9 protein-coding genes and 1 pseudogene are annotated in these 20,651 nt (G+C 69.2%); 3 read left to right on the top strand and 7 right to left on the bottom strand.

Annotated features, from left to right (window positions below; translation table 11 throughout):
• Nucleotides 1–15 precede the first annotated feature (15 nt).
• The 3 genes from AB0G56_RS05240 to ngcE all read right to left on the bottom strand — a co-directional run bounded on the left by AB0G56_RS05240 (nucleotide 16) and on the right by ngcE (nucleotide 3,408).
• Nucleotides 16–939, bottom strand: coding sequence for a carbohydrate ABC transporter permease (locus AB0G56_RS05240; RefSeq protein WP_360963891.1), 924 nt, complete (start codon nucleotides 937–939; stop codon nucleotides 16–18).
• 2 nt (nucleotides 940–941) lie between these two features.
• Nucleotides 942–1,868, bottom strand: coding sequence for a sugar ABC transporter permease (locus AB0G56_RS05235; RefSeq protein ID WP_360963888.1), 927 nt, complete (start codon nucleotides 1,866–1,868; stop codon nucleotides 942–944).
• A gap of 94 nt (nucleotides 1,869–1,962) precedes the next feature.
• Nucleotides 1,963–3,408, bottom strand: a complete 1,446-nt coding sequence (gene ngcE / locus AB0G56_RS05230; RefSeq protein ID WP_360963885.1) for an N-acetylglucosamine/diacetylchitobiose ABC transporter substrate-binding protein — start codon at nucleotides 3,406–3,408, stop codon at nucleotides 1,963–1,965.
• A 462-nt stretch (nucleotides 3,409–3,870) separates the two neighbouring features.
• Here ngcE and AB0G56_RS05225 point away from each other — a divergent pair, with 462 nt between their 5' ends.
• Nucleotides 3,871–7,674, top strand: a complete 3,804-nt coding sequence (locus AB0G56_RS05225; protein ID WP_360963882.1) for a GH92 family glycosyl hydrolase — start codon at nucleotides 3,871–3,873, stop codon at nucleotides 7,672–7,674.
• Between the two features lie 101 nt (nucleotides 7,675–7,775).
• Here AB0G56_RS05225 and AB0G56_RS05220 read toward each other — a convergent pair whose 3' ends face one another.
• The 3 genes from AB0G56_RS05220 to AB0G56_RS05210 all read right to left on the bottom strand — a co-directional run bounded on the left by AB0G56_RS05220 (nucleotide 7,776) and on the right by AB0G56_RS05210 (nucleotide 16,795).
• The gene (locus AB0G56_RS05220) at nucleotides 7,776–11,060 is read right to left on the bottom strand and encodes a GH92 family glycosyl hydrolase (RefSeq protein WP_360963879.1); all 3,285 of its coding nucleotides are present in this window, start codon (nucleotides 11,058–11,060) and stop codon (nucleotides 7,776–7,778) included.
• A 448-nt stretch (nucleotides 11,061–11,508) separates the two neighbouring features.
• Nucleotides 11,509–14,226: an aconitate hydratase AcnA gene (gene acnA / locus AB0G56_RS05215; protein ID WP_360963876.1), complete on the bottom strand. Its 2,718-nt coding sequence runs from the start codon at nucleotides 14,224–14,226 to the stop codon at nucleotides 11,509–11,511.
• 496 nt (nucleotides 14,227–14,722) lie between these two features.
• Nucleotides 14,723–16,795 (bottom strand): PIG-L family deacetylase, encoded by a 2,073-nt coding sequence (locus tag AB0G56_RS05210; protein ID WP_360963873.1) that lies wholly within the window; start codon nucleotides 16,793–16,795, stop codon nucleotides 14,723–14,725.
• Between the two features lie 412 nt (nucleotides 16,796–17,207).
• Between AB0G56_RS05210 and AB0G56_RS05205 the strand changes: the two are divergent.
• Together AB0G56_RS05205 and AB0G56_RS05200 are read left to right on the top strand one after the other, a co-directional pair.
• Nucleotides 17,208–17,376 (top strand): annotated as a pseudogene (locus tag AB0G56_RS05205) (DUF4236 domain-containing protein).
• Nucleotides 17,377–17,470: 94 nt separating this feature from the next.
• On the top strand, nucleotides 17,471–19,000 hold the full coding sequence (locus AB0G56_RS05200) for a UDP-N-acetylglucosamine 1-carboxyvinyltransferase (RefSeq protein WP_360963870.1): 1,530 nt from the start codon (nucleotides 17,471–17,473) through the stop codon (nucleotides 18,998–19,000).
• 708 nt (nucleotides 19,001–19,708) lie between these two features.
• Here the strand turns inward: AB0G56_RS05200 and AB0G56_RS05195 are convergent.
• Entirely contained in the window at nucleotides 19,709–20,647 is a 939-nt protein-coding gene (locus AB0G56_RS05195) for a hypothetical protein (RefSeq protein WP_360963868.1), read from the bottom strand.
• Nucleotides 20,648–20,651: the final 4 nt, after the last annotated feature.

The following is a 20,651-nucleotide window of genomic DNA, read 5'->3' as shown; positions in this document are numbered from 1 at the left end:
TAGGGCCCGCGCAGGCTATTTCAGGGCGCCCGCCGTCAGGCCCTGCACCACCTGGCGCTGGAAGATGATGTACGCAGCCAGGACCGGCAGCATCGCCATCACCAGGCCGGCGAAGAGTCCGGACCAGTCACCCTTGTAGCCCTGGCTGACGGCCAACTGGACCAGACCCTGCGTGAGCACACGCTTGTCCGGATCAGTGTTGAGCACGGTCGGCAGAATGTACTGGTTCCACTGCCCCAGGAAATTGAAGATCCCGACGCTGATCAGGCCGGGCTTCGCCATCGGCAGCATGATCTGGAAGAAGGTCCGGGTGTGCGAGGCGCCGTCCACGAATGCGGCTTCCGCCACCGAACTGGGCAGCGACCGGAAGAACGCCGTCAGGAAGAAGACCGTGAAAGGCAGCGAGTAGGCGATGTAGACCAGGATCAGCCCGTGGATGGTGTTCAGCAGCCCCATGTTGTTCACGACATAGAACAACGGCACCAGCGCGAGAATGACCGGAAAACTCATTCCGGCGATGAACAGGTAATAGATGAACCGGTTGCCCGGGAACTCGAAGCGGGCCAGTACGTAGGCCGCCATCGAGCCGAGCACGAGGGTGCCGACGAGCGAGCCTCCCACCACCAGGACGGTGTTCAGGAAGTAGTCGCTCATGTGCGCGTCGTTCCACGCCCGCGACCAGTTGCCGAAGTGCAGCTTGTCGGGCAGCGCCCAGGGCGAGCTGAAGATCGCGCCGTCGGACTTGAAGGACGTCATCACCGCCCACACGAGCGGCAGGACGACCATGATCGCCCAGATGATCAGGACCCCGTGCGAGAAGACGTTGAGGACACCGCCCTCCTTCTTCTTCCGGGGCTCCTTTGCGCCCGGGGCGCCGGTCTTGGTGACGGCGACGCCGGACTCGGCCGGCACGGGGGCGGGGGTCTCGGTGGTTTCCATGATCAGAACTCCAGCCGCTCGCGCCGGCCCAGCTTCATCACGACGGCCGAGAAGGCCAGTGTGACGACCAGCAGGGCGACGCCGATCGTGGTGGCGTAGGCGGCCTGACCGTCACGGAACGCCTTCTGGTACACGTACAGGACCATGACGGTGGTCGAGTAGTCGGGGCCGCCGGGGCCGGTCGTCATGATCTGTACGACCGCGAACGACTCCGCGCCGAGCGCGAGGATGCCCATGTAGACCCAGCCGGACTGCACGGTGTCCCACAGCAGCGGCAGGGTGATGCGGAAGAAGGTGGTGAAGCGGCTCGCGCCGTCGAGCAGCGCGGCCTCGTACAGGTCCGCCGGGATGGAGGCCATGGCGGCCGAGAAGAGGACCACGAAGAAGCCGGTGGTCGACCAGACGAGCACGGCCATCACGCACCACAGGGCGAGGTTCGGGTCGCCCAGCCACAGCGGCTGGAGGCTGCCGAGCCCGATCCCGCGCAGCAGGGAGTTGATCGCTCCGCTGTCCGGGTTGTACGCGAAGGCGAACAGCAGGGCGACGATGGCGATCGACAGCACCTGCGGGAAGAAGTAGACGATCTTGTAGAAGGAGGAGCCGCGGACGCCGCTGATGGCCGGGCCGCCCTTCCTGCGCCGACCGCCGACGTTGATCATGAAGGAGAAGAACAGCGCCAGTCCGATCGTCACCACCGGCAGCACCAGGGCGAACAGCAGGCTGTGCTGCAGCGACTTCCAGAAGATCTCGTCGTCGAACATCCTCTTGTAGTTGTCGACGCCGACCATCTTGAAGTCGGGGCTCAGGCCGGTCCAGTCCGTGAACGAGTAGTAGATGGACTGGATGAACGGCCAGATGACGAAGAGCGCGTACAGCCCCAGGGGTACCACCAGGAACCCCACGATGAACCGGTACTTGCCGTGCTGCATTGCTAGCGACCCCGATCTGAAGGGCGGACGGTGCCGCCAGGGTCCGTCCGGCGGCCTGGGCGGCGGCTGCCGGGCGGACCCTGGTGACGAACCCTCACTGGTGCTTGTAGTGCTTGATCGACGTGTCCTTGGCGGCCTCGTCGGCGAAGCCCTGGATCTTCTTGATGGTCTCCGCCGGGGTGGCGCGGCCGGCCATCATCTCGCCCAGACCGGCCACGCCGATCTTCTCCTTCTGCAGCTGCACGTACCAGTCCTGCATGCGCGGGTTCAGCACGTTGGAGCCGGCCTTCTCCAGCGCGGCGACGCCGGACTTCAGACCGGGCGTCAGGTCGATGCCGGTGGTGCCGCCGTTGTACGCGGTCAGCGACTTCACCTTGGCGGTGAAGTTCTTGGAGGACGCCTCGCTGAGCATGATGCGCAGCTGCTCCATGCCGCCCTCGGTGTTCGCGGCCTTGGCCGGGACGATGAAGGGCTCACCGCCGGAGGCCCAGATCGTGCCGAACGGCATCTTGTCGTTGCTGTCGAGGCCGGTGGGCGCGGAGACGGCGAGGTTGAAGTCCGAGGGGATGACGTTCGCGGACTCGTTCTCGACCCAGGAGCCGTTCGGGATGAACAGCGCCTTGCCCTTGGCCCACGCGGTCTGCGACTGGATGTGGTCGAGCCCGGGGGTGCCCTGGAGGATGAAGCCCTTCTTGTACAGCTCGTAGTACGCCTCGAAACAGGCCTTGACGGCCGGGTGCTTCCAGGCGTTCGGCTCCAGGTTGTCGATGGCGTCCAGGACCTCGCGCCCGCCGACCTTGCCGATCATCGGGTACAGCGAGAACGGGAGGTAGTACGGGTACTTGCCCGCGTAGGTCCAGCCGGCCATGCCCTTGGACTTGGCCTTCGTGCAGACCTTGATCATCTCGTCCCAGGTCTCGGGGTACTTCTCGTCCAGCGAGTCCAGCGCCTTCTGGGAGTACCAGACGCCGTAGACCGTGTAGGCGTAGTAGAGGATCCAGACCGGCTTGCCGTCGAACTGGCCCATCTCGACGATGCCCGGCCGCAGCGTGTCGCGGACCTTCTTCTTCGGGTCGTCGAAGGAGGGCGCGTCCAGCAGCGGGGTGAGGTCGGCGAGCTGGCTCTTGCCGACGAGCACGCCCATGTCCATCTGCTCGGCGCCGGAGTTGTCGATGAGGTCCGGCGGGTTGCCCTGGTTGAAGCGGGGCTGGAGCGTGGACTGGATCTTCTGGGTGGTGGTGAACTTGACCTTCGCCTTGGGGAAGTCCTTCTGGTAGATCTGGGTGGCGTCCTTCGCGTACTCCGAGCCGAAGCCGCCGTCGAACAGGACGAATTCCATCTGCGCGGTGTCGTTGACGCCGAGCGGGTTCTTCGCCGTCTTCTTGCCCGCCTTGGCCTTGTCCTGTCCGTCGCCACCGCCGCTGGCGCACGCGGACAGGAAGCTCATCGCGGGTACGGAGACCAGACCGAGGGCCGCGGACCTCTTGATCAGGGAACGGCGGCCGAGGCCCCCGTGGTTCTCGGCGGAAGTGGATCCCATGCGCAAGTCCTCGCCTTCTCCAGGACTCAGGCGGTGAACCGGATCCTCCCCGGCACCGCGGTAGGCCAAGCTGGGTCGTGCAATAAGTACTTCGTGCGTCATCTACCGGGATCGCTGGGAAAACAAGGAGGCCGACGCGTTTCGCACGTCGAACCACCTTTCCGGCTCCCCCCGGGTCCACCGCCGACCGGTCGAACGGCTTCACGGACGCCGACAGGTATAGTCCACTTCAGGCGGACGGAGCAAGATCGAACGCAAGGTTCACTGTCGGTCTTATCCGAGTTGAGACCTCGCGGAAATATGAACCCCCTGTGGGGCCCTTGACGGAAATATCCGGGACTTCACGCCCGAATGCCGCACCCAACGCCCTTGACATCACCGGGCACTTGACTCCCTACTGGTGCTTGCGCCGAATTTGACAACGTTGTCCGGCGCTTGGAGAACCAGGGAGGGCGCCCTCGTATGCAGCGCAGAGTACGGCACAGATGGGGTCCGGCGGTCGTCGTCACGGCCGCCTTCGTGTTGGCCGCAGGTTCCCAGGGCGCGGCGGTCGCCCTGCCCGGCAAGGCCCCGGCGGCCGACCGGGAGTTCGCGTCCTCGTTCGAGTCCGGTGACCCGGCGCCGGACTGGGTGAGCACGGTCGACACCGCGCCGGACGGCGGCAAGCGCGCCTCGGGCGTGGACGGCGGCTACAGCACCGGCATCCCGGGCAACGTGGACGACCACGTCACCGACCTCAGGGCCAGCGCCGAGAACACCGGCTCGGGCGAGGTCAAGGAGAACCTCGTCGACGGTGATCCGGGCACCAAGTGGCTCGCGTTCCAATCCACCGGCTGGGTGGAATTCGATTTCGACAAACCCCAGAAAATCACCCGATACGCCCTCACGTCCGCCAATGACTACGCGGAGCGCGACCCGAAGGACTGGACGCTGAAGGCGTCCGCCGACGGCAAGGACTGGAAGACCGTCGACACCCGCTCCGGCGAATCGTTCGCCCAGCGGTTCCAGACGAAGACGTACGACCTCGCCGCGCCGGCCGAGTACCAGCACTTCCGGCTGGAGATCACGAAGAACAACGGCGGCTCGAACATACTCCAGCTCGCCGATGTGCAGTTCTCCACCGGCGACGAGGGCGGGACCGTACCGCCGGACATGCTCTCCCTCGTCGACCGCGGCCCGAGCGGCTCACCGACCGCCAAGGCCGGCGCGGGCTACACCGGCAAGCGCGCGCTGCGCTACGCCGGCCGGCACACCGCCAAGGGCCGCGCCTACTCGTACAACAAGATCTTCGACGTCGACGTCAAGGTCACCCGGGACACCCAGCTGTCCTACCGGCTCTTCCCGTCGATGGCCGACGGCGACCGCGACTACGACGCCACGAACGTCTCCGTCGACCTCGCCTTCACCGACGGCACGTACCTGAGCCGGCTGGGCGCCACCGACCAGCACGGTTTCGGACTGAGCCCGCAGGCGCAGGGCGCGGCCAAGACGCTCTACGTCAACCAGTGGAACAACGTGGTCTCGCGGATCGGGTCGGTCGCGGCCGGCAAGACCGTCGACCGCGTGCTGCTCGCCTACGACTCCCCCAGCGGCCCGGCGAAGTTCCGCGGCTGGCTGGACGACGTGTCGATCAAGCGGGCCGCGCCCGAGCGCCCCAAGGCCCACCTGGCCGACTACGCGCTGACCACCCGCGGCACCAACTCCAGCGGCAGCTTCTCGCGCGGCAACAACTTCCCCGCGACCGCGATGCCGCACGGCTTCAACTTCTGGACCCCGGTCACCAACGCGGGATCGCAGAGCTGGCTGTACGAATACGCACGTGCGAACAACAGCGACAACCTGCCCACCGTCCAGGCCTTCGCCGCCAGCCACGAGCCGAGCCCCTGGATGGGCGACCGGCAGACGTTCCAGGTGATGCCGTCGGCGGCGTCCGGCACCCCGGACACCGACCGCACCGCCCGCGCGCTGCCCTTCCGGCACGAGAACGAGACCGCGCACCCCTACTACTACGGTGTGCGGTTCGAGAACGGCCTCAAGGCCGAGATGGCCCCGACCGACCACGCGGCGGCGCTGCGCTTCACCTACCCGGGTGACGACGCGAGCGTCCTCTTCGACAACGTCACCGACCAGGGCGGCCTGACCCTGGACAAGGAGCACGGCGTCGTCACCGGCTACTCGGACGTGAAGTCCGGGCTGTCCACCGGCGCCACCCGGCTCTTCGTCTACGGCGTCTTCGACAAGCCCGTCAAGGACGGCTCCTCCTCCGGGGTCAAGGGCTACCTGCGCTTCGACACCGGCAAGGACCACGCCGTCACCCTGCGCCTGGCCACCTCGCTCATCAGCGTCGACCAGGCCGAGGACAACCTGCGCCAGGAGATCCCGGCCGGCACCTCCTTCGACCAGGTCGAGAAGCACGCCCAGCGCGCCTGGGACAAGCTGCTCGGCAAGGTCGAGGTCCAGGGCGCCACGCCGGACCAGCTGACCACGCTGTACTCCAGCATGTACCGGCTGTACCTGTACCCGAACTCGGGCTTCGAGAAGGTCGGCGGCAAGGACCGGTACGCCTCCCCGTTCTCGGCGATGACCAGCGAGGACACGCCGACGCACACGGGCGCGAAGATTGTCGACGGCAAGGTGTACGTCAACAACGGCTTCTGGGACACCTACCGCACCACCTGGCCGGCGTACTCGCTGCTGACGCCCTCGCAGGCCGGTGAGATGGTCGACGGGTTCGTGCAGGGCTACAAGGACGGCGGCTGGACCTCACGCTGGTCCTCCCCCGGCTACGCCGACCTGATGACCGGCACCTCCTCGGACGTCGCCTTCGCCGACGCGTACGTCAAGGGCGTCCCGATGGACGCGAAGGCGGCGTACGAGGCGGCCCTCAAGAACGCCACCGTGGTGCCGCCGTCCTCCGGTGTGGGCCGCAAGGGCATGAGCACCTCGCCCTTCCTCGGCTACACCAGCACCGCCACCGGCGAGGGCCTGTCGTGGGCCATGGAGGGTTACGTCAACGACTACGGCATCGCCAAGATGGGCGAGGCCCTCTACAAGAAGACGGGCCAGAAGCACTACCAGGACGAGGCGCGGTACTTCCTCAACCGCGCCCAGGACTACGTGAAGCTGTTCGACCCCAAGGCCGGCTTCTTCCAGGGCAAGGACGCCAAGGGCGACTGGCGCGTCGACTCCGCGAAGTACGACCCGCGCGTGTGGGGTTACGACTACACGGAGACCGACGGCTGGGGCTACGCCTTCACCGCCCCGCAGGACAGCAAGGGCCTTGCCAACCTGTACGGCGGCCAGAAGGGCCTGGCGGACAAGCTCGACACGTACTTCGCCACCCCGGAGACGGCGACCTCCGAGTTCGCCGGCTCCTACGGCGGGATCATCCACGAGATGACCGAGGCGCGGGACGTGCGGATGGGCCAGTACGGCCACTCCAACCAGGTCGCCCACCACGTCACGTACATGTACGACGCGGCCGGGCAGCCGTGGAAGGCGCAGGAGAAGATCCGCGAGGTGCTCTCCCGGCTCTACGTCGGCAGCGAGATCGGCCAGGGCTACCACGGCGACGAGGACAACGGCGAGCAGTCGGCCTGGTACCTCTTCTCCTCGCTCGGCTTCTACCCGCTGGTCATGGGCAGCGGTGAGTACGCCATAGGCTCCCCGCTGTTCACCAAGGCGACCGTCCACCTGGAGAACGGCCACGACCTGGTCGTGAAGGCGCCCCGCAACAGCGCGAAGAACATCTACGTGCAGGGCGTCCGGTTCAACGGCAAGAAGTGGAACTCCACGAACCTGCCGCACTCCCTGCTCTCCAAGGGCGGCGTCCTGGAGTTCGACATGGGGTCGCGGCCGTCGAAGTGGGGCACGGGCGAGAACGCCGCGCCCGTGTCGATCACGACCGGCGACAAGGCTCCGACGCCGCGCGCGGACGTGCTCAAGGGCGACGGCGCGCTGTTCGACGACACCTCGTCGACGGACGCGACGGTGAGCACGGTGGACCTGCCGGTCACCGGCTCCGCCAAGGCGGTCCAGTACACGCTGACGTCGTCGGGCGACCGCACCAAGGCCCCGACGGGCTGGACGCTCCAGGCGTCCTCGGACGGCACGCACTGGAAGACCGTGGACCGGCGCTCGGGCGAGTCCTTCGCCTGGGACAAGCAGACCCGTCCGTTCACGATCGCCTCGCCGGGCACCTACCAGAAGTACCGGCTGGTGCTCGACGGTTCCGCGACGCTGGCGGAGGTGGAGCTGCTGGCCTGACGCACACGCGGTGTGCGGCAGGGCACAACAGAAGGGGCGGGTCCTTTCGGGCCCGCCCCTTCGTGCTGCCGGTGTACGGCTCAGCCGGTCACTTCACGCGGTCACTTCACCGCGAGGGTGAAGACGTGCAGGTCGGTGTCGGACGGCAGCTGCACCGACCGGATCTGCTTGCCGGCCGGAGCCTGGAAGGCCCGGGTGGCGAACACGTAGGTGGCGACGGGGTCCTTGTCCGCGCCTGCGACGTTGCGGTACGCCGTCTTGGCCACGACCGTGTTGCCGTACTGGACGGAGCCGCCGCCCCCGCCGACGGTCCAGTCGGTGAGGGCGAGGTCGACCGCGGCCGTGGTGCCGTCGGTGTAGGTGACGGTGGCCTTGGCCTGCTGGTTGCCGTTGACCGCGCTGCCGACGAAGGACAGCGCGGACGCGGGGGCGGACAGGGTGATCGTCTGGCCCGCCGCCGACACGTTGTCCGGACGGCCGCTGGGCGAGTCGGGCCAGGTGAAGGCCAGGCCGTCCACCGTGCCCTGCCCGCCCGGGGTGAGGCCGGCCGCGGCGAGGGCCTGCCGGGAGTAGCTCCAGCCGCCGCCGTCGTAGTCGGCCTCGTCGTGGTCGCCCGTGTCGTCGGAGACACCGGTGTTGTTCCGGGCGGCGAGCAGGGTGCCGGGCGCCGCGAGGGTCAGGGCGACGGGCTGCTCGTAGGACTGCTCGCCCGAGGTCACCGTGACCAGCACGTCGTAGAAGCCCTGCGCGGTGTCCTTCCCGGCGCTCAGGGTGATCTCCTGGGATCCGCCGGTCACCGTGCCCTCGGCGGGGCTCGCCGTGACGCCGGCCGGTGCCTGGACCCGGAAGCGCACGTCGGGGCCCTGCCCGCCGTTGAGCGACAGGGCGCGGATGGAGACCTTGGTGCTCTCACCGGGGGCGAGCGTCGCCGTGGTCGGTCCCACGCCGATCTGGTACGGCTGCTCGCCCTGCCGGAAGGACGGCGGCGCCGCGGCCGGGTCGCTGCCCCAGGCGCGGTTCGGGGTCGAGGAGAGGGTGTAGTCCAGGCGTCCGCCGTCGCGGACGAAGGAGGCGGGCAGCCACGGCCGCTCGCTCGTGCGGCCGTTCACCTTCAGGGACTGGACGTACGGCGATCCGGCCGCCGCTCCCCGGGCGCGGATGGAGATGTCGCCTCCGTGCGGGCGGTGGATCTCGGCGCGTTCGAACAGCGGGGAGGCGAGGACGAGTTCGGAGCGGGAGGGGACCTGCGGGTACATGCCGAGGGCGGAGAAGACGTACCAGGACGACATGGCGCCGAGGTCGTCGTTGCCGGGGATGCCACCGGGCTCGGTCGTCCACAGCTGCCGCATGGCGGCACGGACGGTCTCCTGGGCCTTGTAGGGCGCGCCCGCGTAGTCGTACAGGTAGGGGACGTTGATCGACGGCTCGTTGTCCATGGCCGCCTTGTCGCCACCGCCGCCGGTGAACGCCCAGCCGCCGTCCGTCGTGTGGAAGAAGGCGTCGAGCCGGGCGAGGGCCTTGTCCTTGCCGCCCATGGCCGCGAACAGCCCGGCCGGGTTGTGCTGGACCATCCAGGTGTACTGGGCGGCCGTGCCCTCGACGAAGCCGTTTCCGGTGTCCGGGGTGAAGCCGGTGACCCAGCTGCCGTCGGCCTTGCGGTTGGCGATGTAGCCGCCGGTCGGGGTGGCCGCGATGTTGAAGTTGTTCTGCCACCACTGGGCGCGGCCCGCGAAGGCGTCCGCGGTCTTCTTCTGCCCGGCCGCGGCGGCGAGCTGGGAGAGGGAGAAGTCGGCGGTGGACATCTCCAGGGTCTCGGCGGCGCCGCCCCAGGCGTTGGAGACGGACGGCATGTAGTGCAGCTTGAGGTACTTGTCCAGGGACGGCCGCTGACCGGCGGAGAGCACCGGCTTGCCCGCGGCGGACAGGTCCTGCGCGGTCGGTACGGTGGCCGCCTTCACCAGGGACGCCAGCGCGCCCTTGAGGTCGAAGTCGGTGCCGCCGAAGGCGCGGATGCCGGCCAGCGCGGTGGGCGAGGGGTCGCCGTTCATGACGTGGGTGCCGCTCGCGCCGTGCAGCCAGCGGTCCCACGTGCCGCCGTTCTGCCCGGCCAGCTCGTACAGCGACTGGGCGATGTCGGAGCCGGTGCGCGGGCTGAGCAGGGTCAGCAGCTGCACCTGGTCGCGGTAGACGTCCCAGCCGGAGAAGGTGCCGTACTGCGCCTGGTGGCCGCGGCCGACCGTGTGCACCTTGCCGTCGGCGCCCCGGTAGCGGCGGTCGGCGTCGCTGATGACGTTCGGGTGCAGCAGGGCGTGGTAGAGCGCGGTGTAGAAGGTGGTGCGCTCGTCGTCCGTGCCGCCGCCGACCTGGATCGCGCCCAGCCGCTCGCGCCAGGCACGGCGGGCCGCGTCGCGCACGGAGTCGAAGGAGCGCCGGGGCGGGTTCTCGGCCGCGAGGTTCGCGGCGGCGCCGGCCTGGCTGACGTAGGAGATGCCGACCTTGACGCCGACCGGGCCGGTGCCGGGGGCGAACTCGACGTAGCCGCCGGCGCCCTCGCCGGCCACGGGCCGCCCGCCGTGCGAGAAGCCGCCGGTGCCGCCGGTGGCCGAGGTCGCGCCGGGGGTCACCTTGTCGTCCTGCCAGGTACCGGTCGCCTTGAACGGGCGGTCGAACCGGGCGGTGAAGTACAGGGTGTAGTAGGCGCGTTGGCCCTCGGGGTCGAGGTAGCCGCAGAAGTTCCCGGAGGTCACGGAGCCGGAGACGGTCCGGGTGGCCGCATCGATGGTGACCGAGGAGTCGGTCGAGCCGACCTCGGAGTTGGCGGTGCGGATCAGCAGCGAGGCGGGTTTGTCCGCGGGGTAGGTGAAGCGCGCCGAGCCGGTGCGGGCCGTCGCGGTCAGGTCGGCGGTGACACCGGAGGCGAGGCCGACCTTGTAGTGCCCGGGCTCGGCCGTCTCGTCGGTGTGCTGGAAGTCGGAGGCGTAGACGGCGTCCTTGGTGTCGCTCGCCGGTGAGGTGGTGACCTGTCCGGCGTAGGGGAAGAACGGGATGTCGCCGCTGCCGCCCGCGCAGCCGGTGCCGGACATGTGGGTGAGGCTGAAGCCGCGGACGCGGGTGGCGTCGTAGTGGTATCCGCCGGGGGCCGTGGTGCGGGTGGCGTCGCCGCGGGTGTTCTCCGGGCTGAAGGAGAGCATGCCGAAGGGGGTGACGGCGCCCGGGAAGGTGTCACCGCCGTTCTTCGTGCCGATCAGCGGATCGACGTACCGGGTGGGGTCCTTGACCAGGGCGGGGCTGGATCTCCCGGGGGCGGTGGTCGCCGCGAGGGCGGGGGTGGCACCGCCGGCCGCGAGTGCGGCGGCCAGCAGCAGGGACAGGGGACGGAAGCGCATGACGCGGCCCCTCCTCCTTCGGACGGGTCGCGCACCGGGGATCACTCAAGCCGCAGGGACAGTAGCGCGCGCCGGTGGTACAACGGAAGACCGCGTGCTCTCCCGGCGCGCGCCGACACTCACATGGGTGGGCGCGCCCCAAGTTGCTTGACATCGTTGTCGGTTACGACGGTAGAGTCATGTACAGACCATCCAGACAACGTTGTCGCACCATGGTTCACCCAAGCCAGCACCACCCGGGCAGATGTCTTCCCCCCTTCACCTGCCCGGCTCGCGGACCCGGCGGCCACGGCCCACGTGCCGCCGGGTCCGCCCGAGCGTGTTTCCGTGCGGGGTGGAAGACCGTCGTGCTTCCTGTCGTACCGAGGGTTGCACCCCGGGCCGTGTACGGGCGAGGGCCGCACCCCCGGCGCCGGGGGTGCGGCCCTCTGCTGTCCTGCCGTGCCGCCTACTTGCGGATCAGGCTGCGCAGCACGTACTGCATGATGCCGCCGTTGCGGTAGTAGTCCGCCTCGCCGGGGGTGTCGATGCGGACGACCGCGTCGAACTCGACGCCGGTGTCGGTGGTGACCTTCACCGTGCGCGGGACGGTGCCCTCGTTCAGCTCGGTGACGCCGGTGATGGAGAAGGTCTCCTCGCCGGTCAGACCGAGGGAGGACGCGGTGTGGCCCTCGGGGAACTGCAGCGGCAGGACGCCCATGCCGATCAGGTTCGAACGGTGGATGCGCTCGTAGGACTCGGCGACGACGGCCTTGACGCCGAGCAGCGCGGTGCCCTTCGCGGCCCAGTCACGGGACGAGCCGGAGCCGTACTCCTTGCCCGCGAGGACGACGAGCGGGATGTCCTGCTCGATGTAGTTGCGCGAGGCGTCGTAGATGAAGGCGACCGGGCCGCCTTCCTGGGTGAAGTCGCGGGTGTAGCCGCCCTCGGTGCCCGGCGCGATCTGGTTGCGCAGGCGGATGTTGGCGAACGTGCCGCGGATCATCACCTCGTGGTTGCCGCGGCGCGAGCCGTAGGAGTTGAAGTCGCGGCGCTGCACGCCGTGCTCCGTGAGGTACTGGCCCGCCGGGGTGTCGGCCTTGATGGCGCCGGCCGGGGAGATGTGGTCGGTGGTGACCGAGTCGCCCAGCTTGGCGAGCACGCGGGCGCCGGTGATGTCCTCGACCGCCTCCGGCTCCTGGCCCATGCCCTCGAAGTACGGGGGCTTGCGGACGTAGGTGGACTCGGCGTCCCACTCGAAGGTGTTGCCGGTGGGGATCGGCAGCGACTGCCACTGGGCGTCGCCGGCGAACACGTCGGCGTAGGACTTGGAGAACATGTCCTCGCCGATGGCGTTGGCGACGACGTCGTTGACCTCGGCCTCGGAGGGCCAGATGTCCTTCAGGTGGACCGGGTTGCCGTCCTGGTCGACGCCGAGGGCGTCCTCGGTGATGTTCACCTTCATGGAGCCGGCGATGGCGTAGGCGACGACCAGCGGCGGGGACGCCAGGTAGTTCATCTTGACGTCGGGGTTGATCCGGCCCTCGAAGTTGCGGTTGCCGGACAGGACCGAGGTGACGGCCAGGTCGTGGTCGTTGACGGCCTTGGAGACCTCCTCCGGCAGCGGGCCGGAGTTGCCGATGCAGGTGGTGCAGCCGTAACCGACGAGGTTGAAGCCCAGCTTGTCCAGGTACGGGGTCAGGCCGGCCTTGTCGTAGTAGTCCATGACGACCTTGGAGCCGGGCGCCAGGGTGGTCTTCACCCACGGCTTGCGGGTCAGGCCCTTCTCCACCGCCTTCTTGGCCACCAGCGCTGCAGCGACCATGACGTACGGGTTGGAGGTGTTGGTGCAGGAGGTGATGGCGGCGACGGTGACCGCGCCGTGGTCCAGCTCGTAGGTGGTGCCGTCGGGGGCGGTCACCGGGACCGGGTTGGACGGGGCGCCGTTCGGGTGGACGGCCGGGGCGTCGGAGGCCGGGAAGGACTCCACGCCCGCCTCGTCGACGCTGTCGACGTAGTTGCGCACGTCCTGCTTGAACTGCTCGGCGGCGTTCGCCAGGACGATGCGGTCCTGCGGGCGCTTGGGGCCGGCGATGGACGGCACGACGGTGGACAGGTCCAGTTCGAGCTTCTCGGAGTAGTCCGGCTCGGCGGTCGGGTCCAGCCACAGGCCCTGCTGCTTGGCGTACGCCTCGACGAGCGCGAGCTGCTGCTCGGGGCGGCCGGTCAGGCGCATGTAGTTGATGGTCTCGGAGTCGATCGGGAAGATCGCGGCGGTCGAGCCGAACTCCGGCGACATGTTGCCGATGGTGGCGCGGTTGGCGAGGGAGGTCGCGGCCACGCCCTCGCCGTAGAACTCGACGAACTTGCCGACCACACCGTGCTTGCGCAGCATCTCGGTGATGGTGAGCACCAGGTCGGTGGCGGTGGTGCCGGGCTTCAGCTCGCCGGTCAGCTTGAAGCCGACGACGCGCGGGATCAGCATGGAGACCGGCTGGCCGAGCATGGCGGCCTCGGCCTCGATGCCGCCGACGCCCCAGCCGAGGACGCCGAGGCCGTTGACCATGGTGGTGTGCGAGTCGGTGCCGACCAGGGTGTCGGGGTACGCCTTGCCGTCGCGGACCATGACGACGCGGGCCAGGTGCTCGATGTTCACCTGGTGGACGATGCCGGTGCCGGGCGGGACGACCTTGAACTCGTCGAAGGCGGTCTGGCCCCAGCGCAGGAACTGGTAGCGCTCCTTGTTGCGGCCGTACTCCAGCTCGACGTTCTGCTGGAAGGCGTCGTTGGTGCCGAACTTGTCGGCGATGACGGAGTGGTCGATGACCAGCTCGGCCGGGGCCAGCGGGTTGATCTTCGCCGGGTCGCCGCCCAGCTCCTTGACGGCCTCGCGCATGGTCGCGAGGTCCACGACGCAGGGGACACCGGTGAAGTCCTGCATGATCACGCGGGCCGGCGTGAACTGGATCTCCTGCGACGGCTGGGCCTGGGAGTCCCAGTCGCCGAGGGCGCGGATGTGGTCGGCGGTGATGTTCGCGCCGTCCTCGGTGCGGAGCAGGTTCTCCAGCAGGACCTTCAGGCTGTAAGGCAGTCGGGCCGAGCCCTCGACCTTGTCAAGCCGGAAGATCTCGTACGACTCGTCGCCCACCTGCAGCGTGCTGCGGGCGTCGAAGCTGTTCGCCGACACGACAGTCTCCTTCATTGATGTGCGCGTACCACCACGATCCTGCCGCCACACCATCTCGGCCAGTCCACTAAGGTAGGCCTAAGTTAGGTAATCCTTACCAGGGTGGCGGCGGTGGCGCTCCTCGGCAGATATCTCGATGTCGAGATAACTCTAGTACATGGGGGGCGGAAGGTCATGCGCGGCCGGTGGCTGATCTCTCGCAGCCGCCGCGGTCGACACACACGCGGACCGCCACTGCCGTCGGGGCTCCCCACGCCGCTGCCACGCCGTCGGTGGGAGCCGGACCAGCCAGACTCGCCACGCCGAGGTCACGGCATCGAGCGCGTTCGCCCGGGCCAGGCGGTCGCCCGGCGAGTACTGCCGGCATCAGCGCCGGCTCCAGTTCCTCCGGCAACCCCGTCACCGACGGCATCCGGCCCGTCCACGGTCGAGCCGACGCGACCTGCCATCCCTTCCGCCATGCGTTCTTGTGACCGCACGTCCCGCTGCGGGGCGTCTACAGCGTGACCGGTGCCGCACCCGCGCCGAGCGCGACCAGCACCGAGCCGGTCACATTGCCCACGCCATGGGGGCGCACGGGCACCAACGCGGGCCTGCCGACACAGAAGGCGGTCGTCGGGGCGCCCATGGGTACGGTGCCGGGCCCGGGCTCGGCGAGCAGAGCCCCGCCGGTGTCGGTCCGTACCGCCAGGATCGGCCCGGCGCCGCGGCCCGCGCCGGGCAGCAGCGCCAGCGGCCCGAAGCCCGTCTGCCGTACGGCCGACAGGGGCTGCCAGTTCCGGCCGCTCCCGGTCAGCCGCTCGACGAGGATCTGCGCGGTCTCGGGTACCCGGTAGGCGAGCACCAGCGAGCCGTCCGCCGCGGTCGCGGCCGACGGCGCCTCGGCGGGTGGCGCGCTCAGCCGCAGCGGACCGCGGTAGCGCACCGCGGCTTCGGGGGCGGACTGGGCCCACTCGTGGACGGCGCCGCGCCCGGCGGCGAAGACATGGATGCGACCGGTGCCGTCGACGGCGGGGGTGAGCCCCTCCTGCACCTGGCCGCCGGCCAGGTTCTGCCACGGCGACCAGTGCCCCGCCGTGTCCCGGACCCGCGTACTGAGGCCCTTGGACGCGTTCCGCGCGAAGACGTGGACGCGGCCGTCGCGGCCCAGGACCGCCGTCGGCGGCCCGACCCGGCGGCCACGGACCGGGTTGCGCTCGGGGTTGCCGAGGCTGCTCCACGTGTCAGGGAACGGCCCCCCGGCGGACCGCTGCTCGAGGAAGACGACTTCCCGCGTGTTGTCGGCCGACGCGGCGCCGAGCCCGGAGAAGCGAAGCCCGAACAACACATCCCGCCTGCCGGAGATCGTGACGACGCTCAGCGCCGGGGCCAGCGGGCCGCCCCCGAGGTCTTCCGGGGCGCTCCATGCTGTCTTGCCCGCCGTGCTGCGCGTCCAGCGGGCGGCCCGCATGCCGAGCACGCCGTAGACGGTCAGCTCGCCTCCCGGTCCGGCGACGCCCTGCGGTCCGGAGGTGGGGTACCGGTAGTGGGTGCTGCGCACCCAGTTGCGTTTGTCGCGCAGTGAGGCGCCCGATCCGACACTGTAGTCGCCGCAACCGCTGGGATTGCCGCAGTGCCAGTCGGGGCTGCCGCCGTAGTCGTCGAGATAGCGGGCCTTCTGCTGGACGAGGGTGCCGGGCAGGTTGACCGGCCACCGCTGGTTGTAGTAGCCGCGGTACACCTCGGTCAGGAACACCGGGGCCTTGCCCCCGGAGGATGTGCGGTGTCCCACCCACTGGGTCATGGCGGCCCAGGTGAACAGGGCGACCGCGGTGTGGTCCGGGTGGTCCGAGTAACCGCGCTGATCGCTGCCCCTGGGGTGGTGCGCGTCGTGCACCTGCACGTCGGGGTCCGGGTCCAGCGTGCGTATGACCGTGGGCCGGAACCGGTCGAGGAGATGGGTGAGGGTGTCGATCAACTGGTCCCGGCTGTAGTGGCGCAACCCGGTGACCGGAGAACCCGGGACGACCACGGTGGCGATCTGGGCGCTGGAGTCCGCCCAGAGTTGCGTCATACCGACCTGGGTGTGGGGTCCCACCCGGGTGTGCATGTCGATGCTGAGGAACACGAGATCGACACGCCTGCCTTGGTGGGCGAGGCTCTGCACCTCGACCTCACCGCCGTCCGGCACGGTCAGGGTGGACCGGGTCCAGGGCGCGAAGAGGCCGAGCCCGAGCATCGCCGCGTACGCCTGGCGCAGACCCTGCCGGCGGGCCGAGACGTAGGCGGGGACATTGGGCAGGGGCTTGGGCCGGCCGGGGACGGCGTTGACGCCGTACGAACCGCCGCCGGTCACGTACACCGACACCAGGGGGACGGTCTGGTCGAGTCCGCCGAGCGTGTCCGGGTTCATGAAGTGCAGGTCGTCGTCCGGGTGGGCGACCACCTGCATCACCACCGGGCGTCCCGCCGCGCCGAACCCGACCCGGGTGGCAACGGGCGGCGTCAGCGGCTCGGTGCTGTTCGAAGCCGGCTTCGGCTTCCTCGCACCGGAACAGCCGACCAGCGCGGCCGCCATGGCTCCTGCCATGGAGCCCATGACCGTACGTCGCCCGGGCAACGGCCTCACATCTGTCGGACGACTCACTCGTTCGGACCCCGTTCACGCGCGGGACAGCCGTCCCCACCACCCCATTCACGGAAGAAGAGCGGCGGGAAGAATGCCGGGTTTCACGGCGCACGGTGATCCGCAACACATGCGCCGAGTCGCGGGGTGTGCACCGTCGGCCGACGGTGAGAGGCCGTCCGCACGGCTTGCGGACGTCGGGCGTACTCGTCTCGACGCGCCGGCCGACGGATGGCCTGGAAGAAGCCCGGGACCGCCCGGTCGGCGGCGAACTCCCGTCGCCCGGCCATCAGTAGGCCGAGGCGGGGTATCCGGAGAGCACGTGGCAGTGGACGTGCAACGCCTCAGGGCATGGCGGCCAGGAAGGAGGCACCGCATGCCGCCGACGTTCCGCAAGGGTTTTCGAATTCTTCCCGGAGTGCGGCTCAGCACCGACAAGTACTCCTGGTCCGTCGCCGTCGGCGGGAAGAGACGGACCGCGACACACCCACCACAACAGGGGATGTCATACGACATCGGTTGATTTGCCTGACCTGTTCGGGTGACCGCAAACTCTTGTGAGCAGGGAAGACTGACGGCACCTCACCCGAACGGACCCCCCGAGAGGTGCCATCTCATATCTGAGATAACCTCAACCTCATGGCAGACGACTACCTCGTACGCATCGGCAAGCTCATCCGTGACGCCCGGCAGCACCGCGGCTGGACGCAGGCGCAGCTCGCCGAGGCGCTCGGCACCAGCCAGAGCGCCGTCAACCGCATCGAGCGCGGCAACCAGAACATCAGCCTTGAGATGATCGCCCGCATCGGTGAAGCGCTCGACAGCGAAATCGTCTCTCTGGGCTACGCCGGCCCGATGCACCTGCGCGTGGTCGGCGGCCGCCGGCTGTCCGGCGCCATCGACGTGAAGACGAGCAAGAACGCGTGCGTCGCCCTGCTGTGCGCCTCGCTGCTCAACAAGGGCCGCACGGTGCTGCGCCGGGTCGCCCGGATCGAGGAGGTCTACCGCCTCCTGGAGGTGCTGGGCTCCATCGGTGTACGCACCCGGTGGATCAACGACGGCACCGACCTGGAGATCGTGCCCCCGGCCGACCTCGACCTGGACGCCATCGACGCCGAGGCCGCCGTCCGCACCCGCTCCATCATCATGTTCCTCGGCCCGCTGCTGCACCGCCTGGACCACTTCAAGCTGCCCTACGCCGGCGGCTGCGACCTCGGTACGCGCACCATCGAGCCGCACATGATCGCGCTGCGCCGGTTCGGCCTGGACGTGGCCGCCACCGAGGGGCAGTACCACGCCGTGGTGGACCGGTCGGTCCGCCCGGACCGTCCGATCGTGCTGACCGAGCGCGGCGACACGGTGACCGAGAACGCGCTGCTGGCCGCCGCCCGCCACGACGGCGTGACCGTCATCCGCAACGCCTCCTCCAACTACATGGTCCAGGACCTGTGTTTCTTCCTGGAGGCGCTGGGCGTGCGGGTCGAGGGCATCGGCACCACCACGCTCACTGTGCACGGCGTGCCGGTCATCGACGTCGACGTCGACTACTCCCCCTCCGAGGACCCGGTGGAGGCGATGAGCCTGCTGGCCGCCGCCGTCGTCACCGAGTCCGAGCTGACGGTCCGCCGGGTCCCGATCGAATTCCTGGAGATCGAGCTGGCGGTCCTGGAGGAGATGGGCCTCGACCACGACCGCAGCCCCGAGTACGTCGCGGACAACGGCCGCACCCGCCTGGTCGACCTCACGGTGCGCCCCTCCAAGCTGGAGGCGCCGATCGACAAGATCCACCCGATGCCGTTCCCCGGCCTGAACATCGACAACGTCCCCTTCTTCGCGGCCATCGCGGCCACCGCGCAGGGCAAGACCCTGATCCACGACTGGGTCTACGACAACCGCGCCATCTACCTGACGGACCTCAACCGCCTCGGCGGACGCCTGCAGTTGCTCGACCCGCACCGCGTCCTGGTCGAGGGCCCCACCCGCTGGCGCGCCGCCGAGATGATGTGCCCGCCCGCCCTGCGCCCCGCCGTCGTCGTCCTCCTGGCCATGATGGCCGCCGAGGGCACATCGGTGCTGCGCAACGTGTACGTCATCAACCGGGGGTACGAGGACCTGGCGGAGCGGCTGAACTCCGTGGGGGCGCAGATCGAGATCTTCCGGGACATCTGAAAGCCTTCAGGAAAAGCGTCGTCACCCCCCTGTTTGACGTGCATGGATGCAAGGCGGGAAGGGAGGTGGCGGCGCCTTTGGGACGTTCCTGGGACTTTTGACCGGAGCTGGGCTTACCCGGTCTCCGGTGCCCGATCATCGCGTCGACTGGCCCGGATGGCGTCGAGGACACGGGCCTTGCAAGAATTCCGGCCGCTCCCTCCGTCAGGCCGCCGCCCCTGCCAGGGCCCTCGGGTGAGAGGAGTCCTGCGGCGTTGTTTGCCGTACGAGTCGCGCTTTCGGGCAGAAAGCGGCTCGGGCTGCCGCTCCAAGTAACGACGAGCTCATCGCGGGTGTGAGTGGCCGCCACGAACACCAGTGACTTGGCGCGCTCTTCCTCCTGACGAGGCCGGTCGGGCCTGGTGAGCCGGTATCGCTCGATGCGCTGGTGCGGAGATTCGGCCGTCGTTCGCACCCGTGATGAGCACCCACTGGAACCCCAGGGCCCGGCACTCCTTGATCAGGGCGACGAAGGCCCGCATCTCGGTCTGCCAGTCGGGGCCGCCACAGGGTGCCTCGCGCGATGCTGCGGGGTTTCATGGGTCACGCCCACCACGGTGGCGGGCGTGACACGTCACCGACCAGGCAGGACGCGCTGACGAACCGGGCTGTACGAGGTACCGGGGACGTGTACGCGCAGTGCGGAGCCGCGCTTCCCCCTTCCTGCGCTCAGGTGTCCAGGTGGTCCACGAAGATGCCGATGAGTATGCGATCGCCGAGACGGGGCTGGGGCAGGCTGAAGTGGACGCGATTGCGGTGTCGTTCCTTCTTGCCATGCCACTCGCACCGGTAGGTCTCGCCCTCGTGCTCGACGTCCCGCTGCTTCATGACCGAGGGTTTGGACCGGGTGTTGGGACTCTCCGGGGACAGGTCCAGGCCGAAACGGCCCAGCTCCGCCTGCACCTGGTGCGGCTGCCCCGAGTGCAGGGCCAGGGCGTCGGCGAAGTGGTCGTGCACCACGCTCAGGAGCCGTACGACCCAGTCACGCATCTCTGCGTAGGTGCCGTCGAACTTGCGGAAGGAGAGGGAGCCGGCGAAGACCAGCTGCGGGAAGCTCTGGCGGGCGCGGTGGAAGAAGTCCTGCTCCGTGACGTTCTCCCGTTCGAAGAGGGAGCGCCAGAACTCGGACAGCGCGGGCGCCTCGACGAAGTGGAAGACCTCCTCGGTCGCCCCCTCACCCGTAGCTCCGTCGATCGCGGAGACCGGGAGCCAGCCGCGGCGGTCTCCGGCCGGGAAGACCAGACATGCGACGTGGTGCCGCTGCCGCGTCCGCCACCAGGCGTAGCAGAGGGACCAGGCGAGGTCCCGGCCGTCGCCGGCCACTTCGACGTGGTCGGGCAGGCCGGGCACGTCCGTGTCCCAGGTGGGGCAGCGGTCCATGAGACGGATCATTCTCAGCCGCGCGTCCCGTCCGGCACGCGGCGTCTCCCCCTCGTACAGAACGTCGTAGAGCTCACGGTCGTCCGCGCACTCCACCTCCATCCACAACGGCGAGACTGCGACCGCCTGCTGTTCGGATAACTCCTCCAGCGTGTCGCTGAATTCGTCCAGCAGGTCCGTCAACCGCACCTCCGTCAGCCCTCGGAAGTCGAAGGATGACTCGTCCACGACG

Origin of the sequence: Streptomyces sp. NPDC021356, from assembly GCF_040641015.1 — a bacterium.
Classification (GTDB): Bacteria; Actinomycetota; Actinomycetes; order Streptomycetales; family Streptomycetaceae; genus Streptomyces.
This window is presented reverse-complemented; position numbering and strand designations above follow the sequence as displayed.

Coding starts and splice junctions, on each gene's coding strand:
- AB0G56_RS05240 (WP_360963891.1), bottom strand. CDS start 939: ATGGAAACCACCGAGACCCCCGCCCCCGTGCCGGCCGAGTCCGGCGTC.
- AB0G56_RS05235 (WP_360963888.1), bottom strand. CDS start 1,868: ATGCAGCACGGCAAGTACCGGTTCATCGTGGGGTTCCTGGTGGTACCC.
- ngcE (WP_360963885.1), bottom strand. CDS start 3,408: ATGGGATCCACTTCCGCCGAGAACCACGGGGGCCTCGGCCGCCGTTCC.
- AB0G56_RS05225 (WP_360963882.1), top strand. CDS start 3,871: ATGCAGCGCAGAGTACGGCACAGATGGGGTCCGGCGGTCGTCGTCACG.
- AB0G56_RS05220 (WP_360963879.1), bottom strand. CDS start 11,060: ATGCGCTTCCGTCCCCTGTCCCTGCTGCTGGCCGCCGCACTCGCGGCC.
- AB0G56_RS05210 (WP_360963873.1), bottom strand. CDS start 16,795: ATGGCAGGAGCCATGGCGGCCGCGCTGGTCGGCTGTTCCGGTGCGAGG.
- AB0G56_RS05200 (WP_360963870.1), top strand. CDS start 17,471: ATGGCAGACGACTACCTCGTACGCATCGGCAAGCTCATCCGTGACGCC.